The sequence below is a fragment of the Litoribaculum gwangyangense genome, from assembly GCF_039543505.1.
Lineage (GTDB): Bacteria > Bacteroidota > Bacteroidia > Flavobacteriales > Flavobacteriaceae > Litoribaculum > Litoribaculum gwangyangense.
This window is the reverse complement of sequence record NZ_BAABJW010000004.1, coordinates 92,780-116,229: the sequence shown is the minus strand read 5'-3', so window position 1 is coordinate 116,229 and position 23,450 is coordinate 92,780. Positions and strand designations below refer to the sequence as shown.

13 protein-coding genes are annotated in these 23,450 nt (G+C 36.1%); 3 read left to right on the top strand and 10 right to left on the bottom strand.

Translation table 11 applies throughout. The features are described 5' to 3' along the window. The first annotated feature begins 57 nt into the window (after window positions 1-57). Genes ABD963_RS11785 through ABD963_RS11775 form a run of 3 tightly spaced genes read left to right on the top strand, consistent with a single transcriptional unit; the run spans window position 58 to window position 3,803 of the window. Entirely contained in the window at window positions 58-1,314 is a 1,257-nt protein-coding gene (locus tag ABD963_RS11785; RefSeq protein ID WP_345277180.1) for a hypothetical protein, read from the top strand. A gap of 33 nt (window positions 1,315-1,347) precedes the next feature. Next, complete coding sequence (locus ABD963_RS11780) at window positions 1,348-2,214, top strand: hypothetical protein (RefSeq protein ID WP_345277179.1); 867 nt, start codon at window positions 1,348-1,350, stop codon at window positions 2,212-2,214. Between the two features lie 8 nt (window positions 2,215-2,222). Further along, entirely contained in the window at window positions 2,223-3,803 is a 1,581-nt protein-coding gene (locus ABD963_RS11775) for a ThuA domain-containing protein (protein WP_345277178.1), read from the top strand. Window positions 3,804-3,928: 125 nt separating this feature from the next. Here ABD963_RS11775 and ABD963_RS11770 read toward each other — a convergent pair whose 3' ends face one another. From ABD963_RS11770 to ABD963_RS11725, 10 genes are all read right to left on the bottom strand, one after another. After that, entirely contained in the window at window positions 3,929-4,738 is an 810-nt protein-coding gene (locus ABD963_RS11770; RefSeq protein WP_345277177.1) for a 3-keto-disaccharide hydrolase, read from the bottom strand. 68 nt (window positions 4,739-4,806) lie between these two features. Further along, window positions 4,807-7,446, bottom strand: coding sequence for a hypothetical protein (locus tag ABD963_RS11765; protein ID WP_345277176.1), 2,640 nt, complete (start codon window positions 7,444-7,446; stop codon window positions 4,807-4,809). Between the two features lie 4 nt (window positions 7,447-7,450). Then, a complete protein-coding gene (locus ABD963_RS11760; protein WP_345277175.1) occupies window positions 7,451-9,625 on the bottom strand; it encodes a beta-xylosidase in 2,175 nt (724 codons plus the stop codon). Window positions 9,626-9,650: 25 nt separating this feature from the next. Further along, window positions 9,651-11,048, bottom strand: coding sequence for a cellulase family glycosylhydrolase (locus ABD963_RS11755; RefSeq protein ID WP_345277174.1), 1,398 nt, complete (start codon window positions 11,046-11,048; stop codon window positions 9,651-9,653). A 203-nt stretch (window positions 11,049-11,251) separates the two neighbouring features. Further along, window positions 11,252-12,844: a RagB/SusD family nutrient uptake outer membrane protein gene (locus ABD963_RS11750; RefSeq protein WP_345277173.1), complete on the bottom strand. Its 1,593-nt coding sequence runs from the start codon at window positions 12,842-12,844 to the stop codon at window positions 11,252-11,254. Window positions 12,845-12,855: 11 nt separating this feature from the next. Further along, window positions 12,856-15,906, bottom strand: a complete 3,051-nt coding sequence (locus ABD963_RS11745) for a SusC/RagA family TonB-linked outer membrane protein (protein ID WP_345277172.1) — start codon at window positions 15,904-15,906, stop codon at window positions 12,856-12,858. Window positions 15,907-16,058: 152 nt separating this feature from the next. Beyond that, window positions 16,059-17,648: a sulfatase gene (locus tag ABD963_RS11740; protein ID WP_345277171.1), complete on the bottom strand. Its 1,590-nt coding sequence runs from the start codon at window positions 17,646-17,648 to the stop codon at window positions 16,059-16,061. A gap of 21 nt (window positions 17,649-17,669) precedes the next feature. Continuing rightward, window positions 17,670-19,463, bottom strand: coding sequence for a glycoside hydrolase family 43 protein (locus ABD963_RS11735; RefSeq protein ID WP_345277170.1), 1,794 nt, complete (start codon window positions 19,461-19,463; stop codon window positions 17,670-17,672). Between the two features lie 4 nt (window positions 19,464-19,467). Next, entirely contained in the window at window positions 19,468-20,472 is a 1,005-nt protein-coding gene (locus ABD963_RS11730) for a T9SS type A sorting domain-containing protein (RefSeq protein WP_345277169.1), read from the bottom strand. A 69-nt stretch (window positions 20,473-20,541) separates the two neighbouring features. Further along, entirely contained in the window at window positions 20,542-23,391 is a 2,850-nt protein-coding gene (locus tag ABD963_RS11725; protein WP_345277168.1) for an alpha-L-rhamnosidase, read from the bottom strand. Between the last annotated feature and the right edge of the window lie 59 nt (window positions 23,392-23,450).

Sequence of the window (23,450 nt, the reverse complement as noted above, 5' to 3'; positions counted from 1 at the left end):
ACAGGTTAATACTTTAAATACTAGCTAGTAAGTTTATGGTTAGCTAAATTTTTATGTATGAAAACAAAATTTGAATTCTTAATTTTACTCAATATACTTATGTGCTCTGGTTATTTAAAGACACTAGCCCAAACGGTAAATGCGAATAATCCCATTATAAACGAAACAATCATTTTTGAGGAAACACATGGTTTAATAGCTGTAGAAGCAGAGTATTTCTACAAACAAACAAAAACGGACGTGCGACAATGGTACAGAGTCTCAAGAAATGAAACACCCAACGTAGGTAGAGATGATGATAACACCCATTGTATTGGCGCCAGTAATAATGCTTACCTAGAAATTCTGCCTGATACACGAGTAACACACTCGGATAAATTAATTCGTAGTGAAAATTTTTCGGAACAACCTGGTGAAATAGGGGTTATAAGTTACAAGGTCAATATCGATACCCCAGGGCGTTATTACGTTTGGGTTCGAGCTTTCAGCACTGGTGGAGAAGACAATGGTATTCATGTTGGCCTTGACGGTGAATGGCCAGAAAGTGGACAAAGAATGCAATGGTGCGATGGTAAAGGCCATTGGACTTGGGCCAGTAAACAACGTACCAAAGAAGTGCATTGCGGTATACCCCATGCTATTTTTTTAGATATTGAAAACGCCGGGATTCATACTATCGAATTTAGTATGAGAGAAGATGGCTTTGAGTTTGACAAATTTATTTTAACCCAAGACATACACTATGTTCCAGTGGAAAAAGGGCCAAAAACCATTGTGGTTGAAGGCCTATTACCCCCACCATTTCCTGAATGTGACACACCTAAACCACAAAAATCATATTTTAATAAAATTTCAAGTTCTTTACCCGAAAATATATTTATTCACGCCCAAGAGTTTGCAGTTGACGGGACTAACTTTTATAAAAACGGAAAGAATTGGTTGGCTATAAACCCCAAAGAATTTAAAGAAGCTAGCACCTCTACCGTCTTTAATTTTAACAGTGGTAAATATGATATTGTTTTTGTTGGGGTTGGCGAAAATGATGGAAACTCAACGTTTAAAGTATTTATAAACGATAAAGAAATAGGAAGTTATGCCACCCCAAAAACCGATAAACTTTTCGAGGAGGGCAAAAGGTTTAGTGCCCTTTGGCCTGAAATAACAGTAAAAAAAGGGGATAAAATTACGGTTCATGCGAACGTTGGTACCGATGGCCATGAGTGGACTCGCGCCAGATGGGCAGGTATTATATTTGCACCAGTTGGAAAAGGTAATGACATTCAAGATGCTCCCTCTACTTATACCGCTAACTAAATTAAATAATTTTAAAAAATTAAAACCAAAAAAATGATTAAGAGTTCTTTGTTTCTAATAGTTTTACTTACCATAAATTATATTACATATTCTCAAAATATTAATCCTCCTAAGGGCCGAATCGCCGTAGTTGCCGATGGAAATTCGCCGGATCCTGATGATTTAGGGGGAACTGCAGTAAGCATCGCGCTTTTAAGAGCTAGTGGTTTAGAGGATAGACTGGTACATTATTCGCATAGTTGTGATTTAGTTAGAGACGATCGCATTTCTGAACAAGCTGAAAAGGAACGCCACCATTTAATGCAAATAGCATGCGATATGACAGCGCGCCGTTGGGGCGGTTTTGAACACCTAACATTTTATGACGCACTATGGCAGAAAGAAGAAACTATTAATGATTTATGTTGGGCTATCAATGCTTCAACTAAGGAAGACCCACTTTGGATCATTGAAGCCGGAGAACCCGATATTATTGGAATGGCCTTACAAAAAACACCTAAGGAAAAACACAAGTTTGTAAAAGTAGTTACCCATCACCCTGCCAACGATAATGCTGGCGATTTTTATTCATGGCAACACATATTGGATTTCGGGATTGAGGAGGTTCGGATACCCGATCAAAACATTAACTTAAAATTAAATCATGGAGAGTGGGATTGGGCAAAAGACCACAAAGATCCTCGCATGAGACTTATTTGGACCATTGGTAACATAGCAGAAATTGATGATGTTGTTACATTCCAAAAAGGAAAATGGGATTGCTCCGATGCGGGCATGGTGCTTTATTGGATAACAGGGGCAAATGTAAACAATGGATTAAAACAAAGTAGTATGGAAGAAGTAAAAAAAATACTTTTAAACTACTTAATTGAAAACCCAGAAAATAAACGCAAAGAATAATCATAAACATGAACAACAAACTTTCCCTTACTTTAATAATCATATTTTTATATACAAGTATAGTATTTACACAAGAAACAAATTTAAATATACTAGTATTTTCAAAAACACAAGCATTCAGGCACAAATCGATTCCAACAGGTATTGAGTTTTTGAATAACATGGCCTCAAAAAACAAATGGAATGTGGTATTCTCTGAAGATGCTAATGACTTCAACATTAGCAACCTTTCCAAATATCATGTACTAGTATTCCTCAACACTTCGGGAAATATTTTTTCCAATGACCAAAAAGTTGCTTTACAAAATTATTTTGCAAGAGGTAATGGTTTTGTAGGTATTCATGCTGCTTCTGATACTGAGAAAGAATGGGATTGGTTTACAGAAATGATAGGAGCCACTTTTAAAGACCACCCTAAAGTGCAAAAAGCTACCCTTAATATTCATACTGAATGCCATCACCCCGCTACAAATCACCTGAATACTACTGAAGTTTTCAAGGATGAATGGTATAATTTTATAAAACCTGTGGGACGCCATGTATCCGTGCTAGCCACCTTAGACGAAACTTCGTATGAAGGGAAGAAAATGAACACCGATAATCACCCCATAAGTTGGTACCATATTTTTGACGGTGGTCGTGTTTTTTATACGGGCTTGGGGCATACTCCTGAAATTTATGAAGATTCCAGATATTATAAACACATTGAAGGGGCCATACAATGGGCTTCTGGCTTGAAAGAAGAACCAATACTTTCTAAAAAATGGAAAAATTTAATTGATGACAAGCCCTATGAAAATTGGGATGTATTTATAGGCGCTCCACATGCCTCTGTGAAAAATCTGGAGGGTGTTGACCCACAAAGTGACGGTAAAAATGCCAAACCATTAGGATTGAATAACGACCCTAAAAAAGTTTTTAATTTTGAAACTATTGAAAATGAACAAGTACTCCATATTTCTGGTGAAATATATGGTGCATTAACCTCTAAAAAAGAATATGGAAACTATCATTTAAAATTACAATTTAAATGGGGAGAAAAGATTTGGGAACCAAGATTATTGCGTGAAAAAGATAATGGCATTTTATACCACTGTACAGGGCCACATGGAGCCTTTTGGAATGTTTGGATGCAGTCGCAGGAATTTCAAGTTCAAGAAGGCGATATGGGAGATTACTATGCGCTAGCAGGCACGCTAATGGATATTCCATCCGTAAAAAAAGAAGGCCAAAAAGAATTTGATTATGAGATTAATGGCAAACTTCATACCTTCTCTAGCGCAGATAAAAAGTTCCCTGCGCATTGTAACAAAGGTCTTGATAACGAGAATCCGCATGGGGAATGGAATACTTTAGAATTAATTTGCTTTGAAGGTACAAGCTTACACATTGTAAATGGCAAAGTGGTAAATGCTTTATTTAATTCGCGCCATAAAAATTTAGATGATAAGATCGTGCCTTTGGTTAAAGGACGCATCCAAATTCAATCGGAAGCAGCAGAGGCTTTTTATAAAGATATTAAGATTAAATCGATTGATAAGATTCCTAGTAAATATAGCAAATACGTAAAAAGTTATTTAAAAAATTAAGATTTATCCGAACTAAATCTGTTTACATGGAATTTTAAATATACTCTTTTTTTGCTGTTAAAGTCAAATCTAGAAAGGGTTATCATTAGTTGTTTGAACCGTCTCATAGGGTATATTTAAAATAATCATCTTAATATTTTTAACATCATATTTCTATATTCAACTTTCATCGGTGGTCCGACATGCACTTGAACGCCAATGTAACCTTTACTGGTTCGGTTTACAACATCTGAATCTGTAACCTCACTCATTAACACACCATTTACATAATGCTGCATTCTATTTTCTTTTACCCTTAAATACACCTTATTCCAGTCATTTGATTTAATGTGAGATTTTAATTGGGATTTGGTTTTTATTGTATCTGTTACTTGCCTTGTTTGCCAACAATTCTTGGTTACGTTTTTTCGTAAGTTTGTTTTGGAAATGGAGTCTGGCATTTGTGGAATGGTTACTTTTTCGCCCATATAAGCCAAAGTAGTACGCTTTTTTTCTTCGTAGTTCTGCCCTGTAAATCTGTTTTTACCATCAATATCACATTGATAACCTCTAAGGGCAAAGGGCTTTCCTTCCATCATCTCACTCCTATAATTAATACCACTATTACCCAATTCGCTAATACGATACTCTAGCTTTAATTCGAAATCTTCAGGTTGTTCTTTCATGTAAATAATAAAGGAATTCTGTTTTAAAAGTGTTTCTGGTGTAACCTCACCAACCAAAGAACCATTTTCAACTCGCCAATAAGTTAAATCACCTTCCCAACCTTCTAAGTTTTTTCCATTAAAAATAGCCTTAAAACCTTTTTCCTTAGTGTTTATAATGTCTTTTTGCCCAAAAAATTTAAATGAACATAATCCAAACAAAGTGATGGCAGCAATTATTAATATTGAAAAAAATCTAAGCGTTGTAGCTCGATGATTATTTAATTTCATATGCTTTTTTTAAGATGCTTATTTTTTAAAATTCATGTATTGAATATCGCTTAAATGACCATTTTAATTTAATGGTTACTATTTTTTATTATGAAGTATGGAAGCTCGTTATTACCATCAAGCAAGCCTGGGAACATTACAACGTTTTTGTTTTTTGACATGAATGAAAAATACACTAATAAATCATAATCAGGATCAATATCATCAAACGGTATAATAGCTTTATAATTTTTCCCATCTCTATCCATGGCTAATTCCTTAAATTTACCATAAGCCATATTCGCAGATCTATAATGTATTTTTGGATTCTCCTTTGAACTTTCAAAAGGCTTATCTGTCTTAAGTACCACTTCTAATTTCTTCTCAATATTGAAATGCTCTGGAACCAAAGCTTCAAAACTCGGTCTTTCAATATCTACCCAATCTGAATTATCCCAATGGCTGATAAGCTTAACGTTTGATTCTCCTATAAGGTTTTCAACTTTCTCTATATCTTTTTCAATTTCTACCAGTCGATCTTTCCATGTGCCATTATCATGTAAAAAACGTGGTTTTTCAAAATATAGCTTATCTAATAAACTTAGCATTTTAACCCAATACTCCTTTGCCATTTTAATATTGCTGAGACAAGACTTCAAATAAGCTTTATTGTTTGTTTTCTTAAAGAAAACAAAATCTGTTGCCGCCTTAATTTTATAAGAATGATAAAAACCAAGGTTTGATAGGATTTTAATGTCCATTTCGTTGGTTACATATTCATTCATATGATTTTCAGGCACCTCTTCCTTATTAACTTTACTTAGTGCCTCTAGGGCTTTTTTGGATAAATCGGCATACCGTTGCGATAATTGCCTTGGATTAATTTTAGGCTTAACTTGCTTATCTAAAATATCTTCTACATAGACTTCAATGCCATAAAAAATTCCAGGGTCTCCGGGTTCGGTAGATTGATAGGTTCGCTTTTTTTCTATGTAATACGGATTTGCATTATGCTCCACAAAAAGTGCACCACCACTCTCTATTTCTGCCCAATTATAATTGGCAGGATGAAATGTAAGGTGTGATGATGTAATTAATGGCAGTATCTTGCTAGCAGCTTCATAAGCCTTTAAAACATCTCTGTAGGCACTACCATAATGCACTTTGAATTCCCGTTCCCAAACATTTGGATTTGTTGATGTTGAGTACCCCAACCTTCCAAACATTAAATACCATGCCCAATAGCGTTCGTCTTCCCATTGATAATACACCCTTTTTTGGTCTTGAAATAAAGGCCATGTATTTTGTTTTCTTGACATAGGCGGTGTTACCTGAAACCCTTTGGCATTTCCAAAACTGGATGAAAAAGAAAAACGGCGGGCATAGTCTGGATCTGCCCAAGTAAACATACGCATGGTACCTATACCCCAAAGTCTATAAATAAAATCATACTTTCGAGAATATTTCAAAAAATCGGCATATCCATAGCGTTGCCGCTTATCTACATTGTTTAACATGGATAATTCTCCAAATCTCATTTCAGTAGGGTGATAAGGCAAGCCTACTCCCTCCCAACTATATTTGCTGGTTACACTAAAGTCTAAATTCGTACTCTCTATGAATTCTCTTATAGTGTCAGTTAAACCTTTTGCCCTGATATCTAAAAAAACATCTCCACCTTCTACATTACTTTTTACAATTGCTTTGATAATCTCTTTCCAAAAATTATCGGCCGTATTTCCAAAACCTCCAACACCAGATTCGTAATTTACCCTGAGTTGAATACCATCTATTTCGGGGATTTTTCTTAATAATTCATACATGCCCCTAGCGCAATAATTGGTATATTCCATGGCATCTTCTGGCAGTCCTAAAATTAGTTCATCACTTCTGCCATGCCCCCAAATACCAAATACAAAATCCAGACCGAAGCTATGGCATAGTTGCCCTATGTGTTTGAGTTGATTTAAATATTCTTGAGGCGTTCTTTCTAGATTTTCTCGTAATGACACATTTTCAAATCCTGGGATATCAAAAAGATATGGATAAACAGGTATCATAAAATCCTGTTGTTTGCCATCATTATAACCCGTTATCAATGTAAGTCTGTTAAACCTATTAGTGGCTAAACTTGTTAAATAGTATTGCCAATAATCATCTGAAAAAAACCAATTATCATCATTCTGGTCTGTTACAAATTTATCCAGCCCCCTTACATTATTTTCAGGATACTCAACGGTATTTTCAACTTCTGAGAGGGCGACAAGACCATGTGACTTAATACGTTCTGCTAGTTCATTGAGTGCATACATGAGTCCTTTGGCATCGGTACCCCCAACTACTAGCACCGTTCCGCTTTCGGTTTTCTGCCATTGGTAAAAAACGCCTTCGGGTCTAACAGGTATCCCAGAAACTTCGTTTGAGACCAATCCCATAATTTCAATATTATGCAAAGTACCTAATACAATATTTACTTTTTGATTGCTTTGCCTCCATTGCGTAACACATTCTACTTTGCCACCTTTTTCTTCTAAGGCATTAAAAAATAACCTTTTACCAAAAGCCACAGGATGTTGATCATCTAAGGAAATTCCTGTATAGTCAACAATGATAATCTCCTTCTTAAAAATTATTTCATCCAAATTATAATCTTGTCCTTGCACTGAACTTATTACAAGAACCGATAAAGACAGAATAATAAATATGCGGCATGAGTGTAACATTTCCACGAAACTATTTGACAGTCAAAGTTATAGTTTTTAAATCTTGACTACGAGATGAAGAACCTACGGAAATGGTAAAGGTTCCAGGTTCTACTACTTTCACCATGTCCTGATTTAATACATTCAACTCATCAAATCCAAGATTAAAACGAACGGTTTTGGTTTCTCCAGGCTTTAGGCTAATGCGTTCAAAACCTTTCAATAGTTTTAAGTATCGGCCTACCGAGGCAAAATCATCTCTAACATACAATTGTACAACCTCATCACCTTCTCTGTCTCCCGTATTTGTGACCTCAACAGAAACCGTTGTAATTCCATCTGGAACAATACTATTATCTTGAAGCTTTGGTTCAGATATTTCAAAAGTGGTGTAACTTAATCCATAGCCAAAGGGGAATAATGGGGATTTATCACTAAAACGATACTTTCCTTTTCCAGAACCTATAAAGTCTGGACGCTCCAAATACGTAACGGGTACCTGCCCAACAGAGCGTGGAAATGACATGGTTAGTTTACCACCGGGGTTAACATCGCCAAAAAGAACATTTGCAACAGCATCACCAGCATGCATACCACCATACCATGTTTCAAGTACAGATGGTATATTTTCGGCGATGTAGTTTATACTCAACGGGCGACCATTAATCAAAACCACTATCACAGGTTTTCCTGTTTTATGAATGGCTTCTACTAATTCATTTTGAACGCCATACAAATCTAAATCAGAACGATCGCCACCCTCACCACAGGTTTTATGAGAACTCCCCACCACTAAAACAACAGCATCCGATTGTTTTGCTGCTGCAACAGCCGCTGGAAATCCGTCTTTTGAAAAACTATCTATATCACACCCTTTGGCGTAATTTATTTGAACATTTTCGCCCACTTTCTTTTTTAGACCATCTAAAACAGACACGTAATAGGGTGGTAATCCAGAATATCCTCCTAATAGCTCATAGGTTTTCTTTTTAGGTCTTTCTTCATGCGCATTGGGACCAATAACTGCTAGTGATTTTATTTTTGATACATCCAGAGGTAAAAGATTGTTATCATTTTTTAACATGATTATCGATTTTTCAGCCATCTCTAGTGCAAACTCACGATGTTCATCACGACCAGCGTTTGCGGTTTCTGGATCAATGTCTTTTGGTTCGGAATCAAACAAACCTAATTTATATTTTGCGGTCAAGTTACGTGATACGGCTTTGTCTATATATTTCATTAATGAAGGATCCTGCATCACGGTATCCTTCAAAACATTAGCGTGATAGGTTGCTAACTTTTCGTTTTTCCCTATAACCAAATCCATATCTACACCCGCTTTTAAGCCCAGGATAGCTGCTTTAGTCCTGGTTTCAGCAATAAAATGCATGGTTTCTAATCTTCCAACATCATTATTATCTGACACGATAAAACCATCAAAACCTAGCTCATCTCTTAAAATATCCTTTAACAACCACGTGTTCATATGACAAGGTATTCCATTAAAATCTTGATGTCCTGGCATAACAGAACCTACCTGAGCTTCCTTTATTGCGGCCTCGAACGACGGAAGATACACCTCACGCAAACGACGTTCGGACATGTCGCTAAACCCCCCATTGATACCACGGCGGTTTTCTGGATATCCCACAAAATGTTTAGCCGTTGCAATCACATGATTTTCATCAAATTGCTCATTGCCCATACCTTGTAACCCTTGAATAAATGCCACGCCCATTCTCGACACCAAATAGGGATCTTCACCATAAGATTCTTCAACACGCCCGTAACGCGCATCACCTGCGTAAACATCTAAGTTAGGAGAGTAACAATGTGTAATACCCAAAGCGCGTGCCTCCAACGCTGTCTGGGATGCCATTTTTTTAATGAGTTCAGGTTCCCAAGTTGAAGCACAAGCTACTGCTTGCGGATAAACGGTTGTATTACCATAATAATCAAGCACCAACCATAAGCCATGTAATGCTTCTCCGTATTTCATAACAGGAATGCCCAATCGCTCATTGGCTGGAGCGTCCTGTGTCATTTCTGCAATTTTTTCATCTAATGTCATTTGAGCTAGAAGCGCTTCAACTTTTTGAGCAATTTCTTGATCTTTTGAATTACTAGAACTGGTGGTTTTTGAGTTTGAATTACAACTAAAAAGGGATAATACCAGTAAAATTAATACGGATGCTTTCTTCATTAATTATTATGTTTATGTGTTACTCTTATTTATAATTTCTAATTCCTGGAACAATTTTTATGTTATACGTCTCCTTATCGAAGGGCCACTTTAAAATAACAAGTTTTTGAGCATGTATATCCCATATAAAATCGGATGGATTTGAACCTTTAGGCACTTTATAAGTTTCTAAACCTACATTTTTTATAGGATTATAATACATAACGAAATCATCATTTATTATGATTGAAAACCCATCAGGATAATGCCTATTGGCTCCAATAAATATCTTAGAAGCCCCTTTACTATTGTCTGAAATAAGATTTAAATCTAAGGTTCTGGTGGCATGGTTAAATAAAAAATTTTGAATATCCCCTGCGATGGCTTGCGGGAAGGGTCTTGATATTACATCAGTAATGTATTTACGTTCTACAGTACCTGCATCTGTACTATCACTAAAAATAGACCAAGTTGATGGGCCACCAGGAAGAAAGTTCTGCATACTCCTATTTCCTAGAAACCAAGCTTTTATGGAACCCACCCCCATTTGATCGAAAACCTCGGCGGTTTTGATGTAAAGTTCCCTATACTCTAATTGTCCTAATTTACCACTTATTACAGTATCGGTTTTTGCAAAGGTGGGAAACCCCCATTCTCCAATTAAAATTGGAGCTTTCAGTAAATCTGATTCTCTATCAAAACGGTCCATAACTGGTTTTATAAAATCGATTTTATTTTGATAAATATGAGGTGCAAATACTACATTTTGGCGTTTGATGGGTGCCGTAATTTCTGCATACTGATTATTATCTATCCCTTCACCTTTATTCATGAAAATAGATTGGATCAGAATTTTTTTATCGGGGTTTATTTTTTGACTTTCATCAATTATTTTTTGATAAAGTGGTATTAAATATTTATTCGTTAAATCATTGTAGGAAATATTCATGGTTAACTTTCTAGGTTCATTAACCACATCATAGCCCATCACATAAGGGTTATTAGAATAACGGTTCCAAATTACTTTCCAAGCATTAATATAAGTATCGTATTCTTTCTTTTTATTTTGCCAAAATTCCTCCCAAACAAACTTGTCAACGCCATAAACTGTCATTTTAAAAACGGTCTTTATATCTGCATTTTTACCTAAGGTTACCAAAGAATCTAATTTCAACAAATAATTAGGTTCTAATTGTCCACCAGGAAAATCACTTAACTTACCAAGTTCTAATCGTATTACTTGTGTATTAGCACCCATTCTTACCATACGGGTATAATCATCACTATTGAAAAAAACCTCACCCTTATGATCGTTCGTATTAACTACAAACCCTCTGGGTATAACATGTCTACCCATTTCATCGCGCAGTCCATGCTTGATTTGAGAATATGAACATAATGAACAAAGTAGCAGTATCACAAAACACTCTTTGGCTTTTAACATGTTGTTTTTATATTTCAAGATTAGTCTTTACTTTTTAGATCGATTATATTCGTTCCTTTCAGATTCATAAATAATAAAAGTACAACTCATATACAATTTCTCTGTCCTGCACAGTGCTGAAAAAAGTTTTAATTCACTTAATAAAAAAAACCGAAAGCCATTTTTGTCTTTCGGTTTTTTTAAACTAAACTAACTCAAACTAATTACTGTCTATACCCGTTATTTGTTGGGTCTGACTCCAACAAAGCAGGATTTAATTGCAATTCAGATAAAGGTATTGGCAATAATGTATGATAAGGTCTAATATTTTCATTTGGTTTCCAAAAACGATATTCAAGATTTTGAACCACATCTAATAATATACCCCATCTAATCAAATCAAATCTACGGTGAGCTTCACCAGCTAATTCCCATTTACGCTCATCATAAATTGCTTCTCTAAATTGTTGTTGACTCAAACCTACTAACTCCCATTCAGCCTGAGTTGCATAAGCACGCTGACGAATAGGGTGGATATACTGATAGGCATTCGCTGGACCATTTAACTCATTTTCACACTCTGCAGCCATTAAGTAAACATCCGCCAACCGGTACACCATTCTATTATCTGAGTGGTTAAAACGAGGTGATGTTTCCAAATCTAAATTCATAAATTTTGGCATATAGGGGAATGCTAACTCAAACCCTAAGTAACTATCCAAAACATTTAAAGGTCTTCTTAAATCGTTCGTTGGAAATTTTTCAGCAAAATCTTTTGATGCAATTTGTAATCCCGTACCATTAAATGCTTCTCCTCTAGCCGTTAAGGCTGCTGACAAAGCAGACCTTTCCGCTGTATTTTTAGGTTCATCGCGTAATCTAGGGTTAAACATACTCGGTCTCCAGTTACCATTACCCCAAGAAGCTGACAATGGCCCTCCTGCCTGACCAACTAATCCTTCTTCGTACTGGCTTCGAATATCCTTAGCAAAATCAAGAGACCACATAATCTCAGCGTTGTACTCGTTTGAGGGATCAAACACTTCTGCATATGTTGTCAATAACTGATGTGGAGATTGATTAATTATTTCTATACATTTTGCCAATCCAGCTTGCCAGTTTCTTGCTTTCATATGCATTTTGGCAATCACCATGGAAGCTACCCATTTTGAAGCTCTACCTCTTTCTGCCTCAGGATAAGACGATTGTAAATTATTCTCGGCAAATTGCAAATCATCTAAAACACCTTCTAAAATTGTAGCCATAGGTGTTCTACCTAATTGCCTTATTTCGTTGATATTTAAATTTTCAGTGTAATATGGTGCATCACCCCATAAATTAGTAATATGCCAGTATGCAAAACCACGTAAAAATCTAGCCTCTGCAATAATATCGGTTTGGGCACTTTGTGAAATAGCAGGATTACCTTCTACTCTATCCAGAATGATATTACAGTTTAAAATAATCTTGTAAAAATCTTTCCAAGTATCACCGACACTCATTCTCTGCACAGATTCATCTGCAACTGCTTCATTCATGGTGTAATTACCGATAGGCTCTACAAAATTAGCAACACGATTAGGTTCGATAATATCGGCACCATTATCATAGAAATGATCTAAACCTACCTGTCCATAAATGGAATTGTTTTTATAAATAGCATAAACACCTGTAATGGCTTGTCTTGCATCTGATTCGTTAGCAAAGAAATTTTCAGGTGCGATTATATCTCTTGGGTCTTCTTCTAAAAACGACTCACAACCAAAGCATAAGCCTAATAGAATAAAAAGAATTAAATAATTTTTATATGTTTTCATAGTTTAATTTTTTAAAAGGTTACGTTAACTCCAAGGCTTATAACTTGTGCATTTGGATATTCTCCGTTAGAGAACCCTTGGGCTATATTACCTAATCCCGTACTTCCATAACGGCTCGTTTCTGGATCAATTAATCTAAAATCTGATAATAATAGCAGGTTAGTTCCTGTAGCATAAATAGACATACTTTTAACACCTTCCCACCCTAATTTATCTATAGGCAGATTATAGGCTAATCTGACGTTTTTTAAACGTAAGTGTGAACCATCTTCTACATCTTCAGAAGTTGGAGGAATGCCTGTTACACCATCAGAACCTGCTCTAGGTATATTGGATGTTGGATTATCTGGCGTCCAACGGTTAGCAATATCAGCGTATTTAGGATTTTCACCTCGCGTCCAAAAATTACCTCTCGTTCTTAAATTATACACTTCATTACCCACGGTACCTTGTATGTATATATTTAGATCAAAATTTTTGTAACTAAAGCTATTCTCAAAACCATAAATTAAATCTGGGAATGGATTACCTAACACAACAAAATCTTCGTTAGATATGATGTTGTCTCCATTTCTATTTTCGAATCTTGGTCCACCAACTACTTGAGAGCCTGGTAACAAACCAGAAGCATCAATTTCTGCTTGACTTTTCCAAGTACCTAAATAATTGGCTCCAGTAAATACGGGGACTGTTTCACCAACTATAAGACGGAGATTACCGGCACCTACAATTTGATCTACTACCAAATCTATGAAATCTTTACCTCCAAGATCTAGAATTTTATTTTTATTGGAAGAAAGTGTTAAAGTAGAACCCCATGTAAAGTTATCATTTCTAATGTTGGTAGAATTGATTAACAACTCCCAACCCTTGTTTTCTAAGGAACCAACGTTCTGTAATTGACTTTGAAAACCTGTTTGCCTAGGAATGGTCACATCTAATAATAAATCCTCAGTTTTTTTATAGTAGTAGTTAAACTCCGTAAATATTCTACCATTAAAAAGCGAAGCTTCCAAAGCAATATCATATGATGAGGTAGTTTCCCATTGCAAATCTGGGTTTGCAGGTCTACCCAAGGTTAAACCTGGCAACTCTACCCCATTTAAAGAGGTGTTAGCCTCCTCATAAATGGGCAAGGTACTGTAAGGCACAATAGCCTGATTTCCAGATTTACCATAACTAGCTCTTAATTTTAAATCGTTAAAAACGTTTTGGTTTTGCATAAAGGGCTCTTCAGAAATTTTCCATGCTCCTGCTATGGAGGGGAAAAACGCATATTTGTTTCCTGGTGCAAATTTCGAGCTACCATCAGATCTTCCTACCAAAGTCAATAAATATTTATCTTTAAAACTATAGTTTAACCTCCCAAAAAAGGATACGATTTGTTCGCTGGTAAAATTACTTCTCACAACATTTCTTGTTGGATCAGTTCCTAGGTTGAGATTATTAAATTGTGTTGCATCGGTAGTAAAACCAAATGATTGAGCCTCAAAAGATTCGGCACTTATCTTTTGAAAAGATGCTCCACCGAGTACTGTTAAATTATGGTTTTCACCAAAATTCGTGTTGTATTGAATGGTGTTTTCATTGTTCCAATTAAAAGCTGCCACCGAGGAGATTCTTGCATTTCCAGTTTCACCCACCACTGTTAAATCTGGTCTTTGGCTGGACGTGAACTCATTCCTCTTGCTATTATCAATCTCTGGATTAAACGTAGAGCGAATAATTAAATTTTTAATAGGGCTATATTCCAAATACATGGTTCCTAAGAAATTTGTACTAGTTGTTTCATCGGTATCCAATTGAGCGGTTGCCAATGGGTTATTGAAAGGCGCCCCGATTACATCATTAAATCCATTGAAAGAACCATCATCATTATAGATTGGTTGCGTTGGTAGAATATTTAATAATCCGCCATAACCAACAACACCATTGTCTCTTTTAATTCTAGAGTAATTTATTCTAAATCCAGCTTTCAATTTGTCGCTTAACTTAAAATCGACATTAGATCTGAAAATATATTTTTCAATTCCAGAATTTTTTATCAAACCATCTTGATTGAAAAAGTTTAAAGAGTTATAGTAATTTACACTACCATTTTCTGAAGATCCAGAAATAGACACGTCTACATTGTAAATGGGAGATGGGTCCAACAATAAATCAAAATAGTCATTGTCTGGATAGTCCGACGGATTTCCCGGAAATGGTTCTGCTACTCCTCTAAATCTAGCATCTTCATTGGTATAATCAATTTGTTCTGCCTGACTCAAGTAAGCAGGTCTTTCGGGCACCAACTGTGTACTAGTATAAACTCCAACACTAACCTGAGGTTTTCCACCAATACTAGTTCCACTTTTGGTTGTTACTAAAATAACCCCATTAGCACCTCTGGACCCATAAATTGCTATTGAGGAGGCATCTTTTAAAATCTCAACTGATTTTATATCGTTAGCGTTAAGATTATTCAAATCGAAATTGGTCCCTACAATAATACCGTCAACAACCCAAAGCGGTTGATTATTTCCAGTTATTGAGTTTCCTCCACGAACCCTAATAGAAGTTCCCGCACCCGGAGCACCACTCGTTTGAGTCACTTGAACACCAGCCGCTCTACCCTGTAAAGCTTGATCTACCCTGGCCACGGGGAGCGTAGCAATGTCCTCTGCACTTACTGAAGAGACAGAACCTGTTAAATCAGATTTACGTTGTGTACCATAACCGATAACAACAACCTCGTCTAGTTTATTATCCGCCTCTAGAGTTACGTTAATAACAGATTGATTGCCTACAGTTACTTCTTTTGTAGCATAACCAACATAGGAAAAAATAAGTGTATTATCCGGGCTAGCTTCTATGGCATAATTCCCATCAAAATCTGTACTTGTTCCTTTACTGGTGTTCTTAATCAATACAGTAGCCCCAGGCAGAGGTTGACCATCTGCTGTTACTGTTCCTGTCACTGTCTGGGCAAATGACATTGCCGAACATGACAGACACAAAATAAAAAACACCTTCACTTTTTGAAAGGAAGATGTCTCATTCAATTTAGTTGTTAGTTTCATAAATAAAAATTTATAGTTTATTTGTTTGTTTAAGGCTAAAATATTTCTTAAAGTTCTGTTAAGTATCCTGTACTTGCCGTGCTGAACTGTGCTGATTGAAATAAAAGCTAAATACTAACAATTCCTAAACTAATATAATTACCTATGAGGCACTAATCTTGGGTTGGTTTACTACCCCACCAATCTTTATTAGGTTTGAAGTCAGAAGATAAAACTTCAAGTCGTTGCTTTTCGAGATTTGGTAATTTCTTTTCAACTATATTTTGCAAATGCTGTAGGCGCTTCTCGGAGTTAAATTCATCATCCTTAATTGGATATCTTGCGTTTACTTGTTTTAACCATTGCATTAACTCATTGCTTAAAGCGTTTGCTATTTTAGAATACTCAGAAATCACATTCTGATGATCGTTTTCTTCGGAAGGAAGTTTAAACAACTCTTCTCGACCGTCTTCCCAGTAATGAATGAGTTTCCAACCGTCTTTTTGAATTATGGATGATGGTTCACCTCCTTGGTTTCCGTAGTGCGGATAGTGCCAAAATAAAGGCCTATTTATGTCTTTTTGAGATCCTTCTAGCAAAGGCTTTAAGCTTACGCCATCTAAATGTTGTTCATTTTTTAATGATAAATTTGCTAAATCTAAAAGCGTTGGATATAAATCGGTACTTACCACAGGAACCACCGAAGATTTTATACTATTTAACCATGGTACTTTAATAAAAAATGGTTCTTTAATACCGCCTTCCCATTGATAGCCTTTACCCCCTCTTAGGGGTAAATTACTGGTTGCATAATTATCACCGGAAGCTACACCACCGTTATCGGATGTAAATACCACAATGGTATTATCATCTAAGCCATTATCTTTTAAAGCTTTTAAAACCAATCCGACTGCATCATCCATAGTTTCAACCAAGCCACCATAAATAGGATTATCTTGTAATCTTCTAATAGGTAACACGCGCTCCATTTCAAAACCATTTTCAGCAATCCCTATACTATCCGCTTTATTTCTGTACTTAGCCCATTTCTCTTGTGTGGTTTGGATGGGTGCATGTACCGCATAAAACGACAAGAATGCAAAAAAGGTTGAGTCTTTATGTTCAGCTATAAAATCTGCGGTTTCGTTTGCTAAGCGTAATGTTAAATTTTCTCCTTTTTGGTTATTTTGAAGTTTTGGATTATTCCAAGGTGAAAAGAATCCACCTTTTGGGGAGCCTGCATCAATACCTGCAATATTTATATCGAAACCATGATCTTCGGGATACGAACCTTCATCACCTAAATGCCATTTCCCTGCAAAAAAAGTCTTGTAACCTTGCTCTTTAAAAGCTTCGGCAATGGTAATGTCCTCATGTGGTAAAGCATGTACGTAATTGGCTGGCAGTAATTTATTGTAATTGCTTTTTGAACGCCATTCTTCACCTGACAAAGCACCAATCCAATCAGTAATGCCATGGCGCCCTGTAAATTTACCAGTCATGATACTTGCTCTGGATGGACTACAAACCCTACTTGCCGCATAGCCGTTAGTAAATACTACACCTTCATTCGCCAATTTATCTATGTTAGGCGTTTCATAAAATGTGCTGCCTGTAACACCTAAATCGTGATAGCCTAAATCATCCACCAAGATGAACAAAACGTTAGGTTTTTTTTCATTTTTAACCACATTAGGTTGGTTTGTTTTACAGCCTAAAAGGGTTAGAAGCATTACAACTTGTAATAACTTTGTGCTCTTCATAAATATTTTTAATTTGAACTGTTATTTTTTAACAGCTTTTGGTCCATCGTAATCGTAAGTAAACCAATCGACATCCATATATCCAGCATCTTCTTTTTCATTCCATGAAAAGAAACCTAAACGGTCACCTGTCCACTTTCCAAAGGCTATGGTAAATACAGGTCCAAACCGTTGATAGGTTTCGCCATCTACACTATATTCGTAAGTAGCTTGGTCTATATTATTTGATGTTCTTACATATAAATCATTGCTAGTAATTTCTGGACCCATAGTTTTTTCAGCCATTGGATTCATATAAAATAAATGCTTTTTTCCATTGTCATCTACTTCAATACCCAGTAAATTAAAGACCCCACCGTATCTTACAAATCCTGCCAATTGATGTGGTTGCATGCCTGAAATATCTAACTTAGCAACAGCTGTACCTGTGGTAATTCCCATGATACGCTGACTTAAGGTATTACAAGCACGCCAAAAATCTGAATCTGAACCATCATTGTTGGTCCACTCGTTTATGTTTGGACCGTAGCCTTTTTCATTTGGTAATACTTTGCTTGCCTTCAGGCGTAACCAACCTGGGCGCTCGGTTAAAGACCAATGTGTGTTTCGTGGATTGTGGTTCCACTCCCATTGAAAACCTAATTTATGTGTTGAAAAATCATCATCTGAGCTTGGAGCCGTAATTGGAAAACCATTGATTGGTTTTTTGTGTTGTTTTACAGGTTCGCCAATACCATCGTTATCTTCATCGACCCCTATAATTGGCCATCCGTCTTCCCAGTTTACTGGTTCTAAACATTGTGGGCGCCCCTGAAATGGAATGGTATCATTTTGAATCAATTGATGCATGTACCACCACGATTTATCGGGTGCTTGCATTAAGGCACCCTGGCTTGCACTACGATCGTTAAAAGCTGTGCCCTTTTCTAAAACGGTTTTCACTTCGTAAGGACCATAAATACTTTCTTTGGAACGCAGTACGATTTGTTTTCTATCGTTTTTAGGATTTTTAACACCTGGTTTGGTGGATCTGTCGCCCATGGTCCATTGGGCTAAAAAGATATACCAAGTACCATCAATTTTATAAATTTTGGCAGCTTCGGCACCCATACCCGTATATACTAATTTACCTTCGTCTAGGATTTTTGTACCATCCCAACTCATTTCGTAAATTCTATTTTCGTTGCCTTCAATTTTGTTATCTGGACTTTTTTGTTTTCCTGCGGTATTAATTATTACGTAAGCTTTATGTGTTTCTTCATCCCAAAACACCCCTGGGTCGTCTAATACTTCGGATTTTGGAAGCATCATAATAGGCTTGCTCCAGGGGCCTTTAATATCTTTTGCTGTTGCAACCATTAAACCATGTTGGTAATCGATTTGATAGCAATACCAAGTGCCTTCATGATAAGCTAAATCGCCTGCCCAAGTGCCAAAAGAATAGCCATTCATGCGATCCCAATTGTATTCTGGTGCCCAAGACAAACTATCAAACACGTGCCCAACATTCGTCCAGTTAACCATATCTTTAGATTCTAAAATTGGCATCCCTGGAGACATGTGCTGTTTGGAAGTAATCATGTAATAAGTATCTCCCAATTGCTCGATATCAGAATCTGGGTAATCGGCATTTAAAATGGGGTTTACATAAGTACCATCGCCTTGGTCACCAAAACTTCCTGTTTGGGCTTGCAGTATGTTTTCGGTTTTTTTTGATTCATTAGCCTTATTATCTGAATTCGATTTACAATTTGAAAAGAGGATCACAGATACCAAAACAAGTGATTTATAAGCACTTAAATAAGATATTTTCATATGGCTATTTAATAGTGATTTTTTTGGTTAAACGCGTTGTATTATTTTTAATAGTTAAAAAATATAATCCGGAGTGTAAATCAGTAACATCAATGGATTGCTCTCTTGAACTACTTTTCAGGGTTTTTATAATGGCGCCTTGCATATTAGAAATGATTAGCTCTGACATGATAGGTAGATTATCTAAATTAATTAAACCATTTGTTGGATTGGGATATAATTTTATGCTATCAAATTTATTTTCATCGACAGACAGTGATTCATCAAAACAAGAAGACTCCATATTTGATAAATTAAAAGCTGTCGTATCAGAAACATTAACTCTTCTTAATACCATTTTATCCATAAAAAAGAAACTAGACCTTGCATCAACAATAACCGAATAGTTACCCGCTGTATTAAAAGTTGCCCATATAAACCTATATGAATCACCATCATTCGTATTCGTTACAAAACCACAACGTTGCTCCGGAGTCGAATTTATGGGATGTCTATTCATAAAGGCTTTAAAATACCCATTAACACTAGAACCTGCGGGACAATTTCTATCTGGGTTGCTATTACAATTTGGTTTTGGTTCTAATGCAACGGCATCAGTAGCACTACCCGACTTTGTTGCATAAAAATCATCCGCGGTAATTTTTAACCATGCATCGTTATGCTCGCCACCCGAGGTACCTGTACCTATTCGTCCGCGCCACGCAAATCTATAGGTGCCTGGATTATTAATTTTTATGTTGTATGTTAATGGTGCTCCAGAAAGTGCATTGAAAGACTCTGCACCATTCCAAAATATATAATTAATAGTTGATCCGGGTAAATTAGGGTCTGCTTCACTACCAGTTTGCCAATTTGAATTAGAGGGTAAAACAGCAGACTCCATTTCTATGGTTAACAAACCGTTTTGTTCTTCAAAAGGAAGGATTCCGTTACAGGTTGCTGTTTGAGAAAATAGTTGATATGATAACATTGAAAGCATTAAGAAAAAAATTGATTTTTTTTGATTCATTTTTACTTGTCTAAAATGTTAATTTGTATTGTTTAATTTCATTTAAAAACCTTACTTTTTTGTGGTCTTTTAATATTCTATTTGATATTTGCCTGAACCTAAAATAATGGTATTCCCATCGCTAGTTTCAGTTTGATTTTCTTTCTGGAACTCATTAAATATTTGGCCATTTATTTTTAATGATTCCATTTCTTTTAACGTTAATACAAGTCTTGCTTTAGTGTTAAATGGTACTTTTAGATTCATTGATAAAATAGGCTCGTTAAAAGTCCATGAATTTTCTATTTTACCATAAGGCGTTGGCACCTCAACTTTTGTACTAGTTATTTGTGATGGAAATTTTGGATTAACTATAAACTCTTTGTAACCTGTTTTCAAATCAGAAGATTTGATACCTCCTAAACTCTCATAAAAATAAGCCGCAAAACCAGAGTGCATCGGATGATTAAGAGAATTTGTTGGCCCCTCCATCTCTTCCCAAACGAACTGACGTTCTGGCCATGTTGTAAAACCAGAATTCATGACATACGTTTGACTAGGAAACTCCGGGGTGGTTAAGATATCATAAGCTAAATCGGCTTTTCCGTAGTTTGACAAAACGGTATAAATATATCTGTTGCCATGGATTCCCGTGGAGTGATGGCCACCTTTAACGGCAACAATATCGTGCACCAATCCGTTTACCACATTGTCGACCTCATTTTCTGGTACGATTCCAAATTGTAAGGCTTGTACCGTTGCGGTTTGACTTTGATACCATTTGTGATTTGTACCCGGAATTTCAACCAAAAATTCTTTATTAAAAGCTGTTTTTAAAGCTTCTTTTTCTTGTTTCATTTTCAACTCATAATCTGCATCATTATTCATTTTTGCAAATTGCTCCATAATTCCAAGAACATCGAAGAAATAGGCATTGGCCGAAATGATTGGATCGCACTCCATAGCAGAAGGGTTTAGTCTTCTATCCCATAGTGGTGGACACCAATCGCCCATACCATCTTGCATAATTCCATTTTCTCCTTTATAATTTAGGTAGAAATCTGTTAAGCCTTTCATGGCATCGTAATACTCTAACACAATTTCATCATCTCCATAAAATTTGTAGTTGTACCAAGGTAAATACATGGTGGCTACACCCCAATCTATTTTTGCATAGGTTGACGTTCTTTTCCCTGGGGCAATCATGGTGGGTACTTGAAACTTTATTTCTGGATTATTATACCCTTTTGTTGGTCGCATTTGTGTACGGATGTCTTCCATATATTTCTTGTAGAAATCGTACATATCGTAATTGTATAAAGCATACTCACAAAATGCGTGGGCATCACCCAACCAACCACATTTTTCACGGTGGGGACAATCTTCTGGTATGCCGTGAACGTTGTCGACAATAGTCCATTTACTAATACTGTGCATTTTGTTTAGTAATTCATCAGAAGATACAAAGCTTCCCGTTACTTGAATATCTGTAGCTACCAATACTGCCTTGATCATATTGGCGTCTGGCTTTGTTGAAACGCCTTTCACTTTTGCGAATCTGAACCCATGATAACTAAATTTTGGTTCCCAAGATTCTAGCTCACTTCCTTTACAGATGTATTCATAAATTTGAGGCATTCCGTTAGCACCCCCACCTGTAGATCCCAAAAAGATATCGCTTCCATCGGTTAATAAGGCTTCTGTAGTGATTACCTCAATAAATTGGCCTTCTTTCTCTTTAACGTTTAACTTTACCCAACCTGCAATGTTTTGTCCAAAATCTACAATCCATTCGCCATCGGCACCTTTAAAAACCCTTTGAGGTTCAAACTCTTGTAGCTTCTTGATAGGCGGAATTTGTTGTGAACTAATCTTTTTAATTTCTGGCGAAACTTCTTTTGCATATCCCCATTTAGAATCCTTATACCCAACAGTTGACCAATCGCCAATTTCAAAACGTGCATCATAAGTGTCACCACCATAAATATTATTAAAAACAATAGGTCCTGTCGATTCTTTCCAAGACGCATCGGTATAAAAATCAGATTCTGAACCGTCTGCAAATTTTAACTTCACCAAACAACGCACCGTGGGAGGACCATAAGCCAAATCTCTATCGGATTCCGGATCGTTTTTCCAAGAAATATTTTGTCCGTAAAATCCATTTCCCAGATTAATTCCGAAAGCATTTTTACCAATTTTTAAATCGGCTGTAATGTCATAATTTACGTAATAGGCTTGTTTATCGTAGTTTGATGGTGCTGGGTCTAACACATGGTCGCCTACCTTTTCACCATTTAAAAATAATTCGTAATACCCTAATCCACAAATATATACCTGAGCATTCTCAATATCTTTTTCAAGATTCAATTCTTTCCTGAAATAACTTGCAGGGAATCCAGAAACAGGAATAGGTTTGTCCATTTTTCCCGCTTTATAATCTCTAAAACGATATTCTGAAGTTCTAGTATCCTCGTTTAAGGTTATCCATTTGGCTGCTCCCCAATGCCTTTCGTTCATCAACCCCATTTGAAACTTTTGGGCACTTGACCAATCAGAAGACGACCCCAATTCATCCCAAATCTTAACCTTCCAAAAATATCTTTTAAATGCTTCTAGAGAATTGCCTTCAAACTTAACAAAGGTAGATTGGTTGCTTTTAACTTCACCAGAATTCCAAACATCGGCTTCATTCTCGTTTAACTTTTCTTCTGAAGAAGCTACTAAAATATGATACGCCGATTGCGATTTATTAAAGCCATCAATATCTATTATCCAAGAAAAAAGTGGTTGTTCACTTTCTATGGTTGATGGGTTTTCTTTTGAATTGGTTAACAACTTATCAAAAGCTATTGGTGTTCGAGACGTTGATACTTCATTGCAAGAAAAACAAAAAATAACTGATAATGCAATTGAAAAGAGGTGCTGTTTTTTTATCATTTTAATAATCTTCAGATAGATATTGATTTAAATAAATATTTATTCCTTAAAAGTATCTA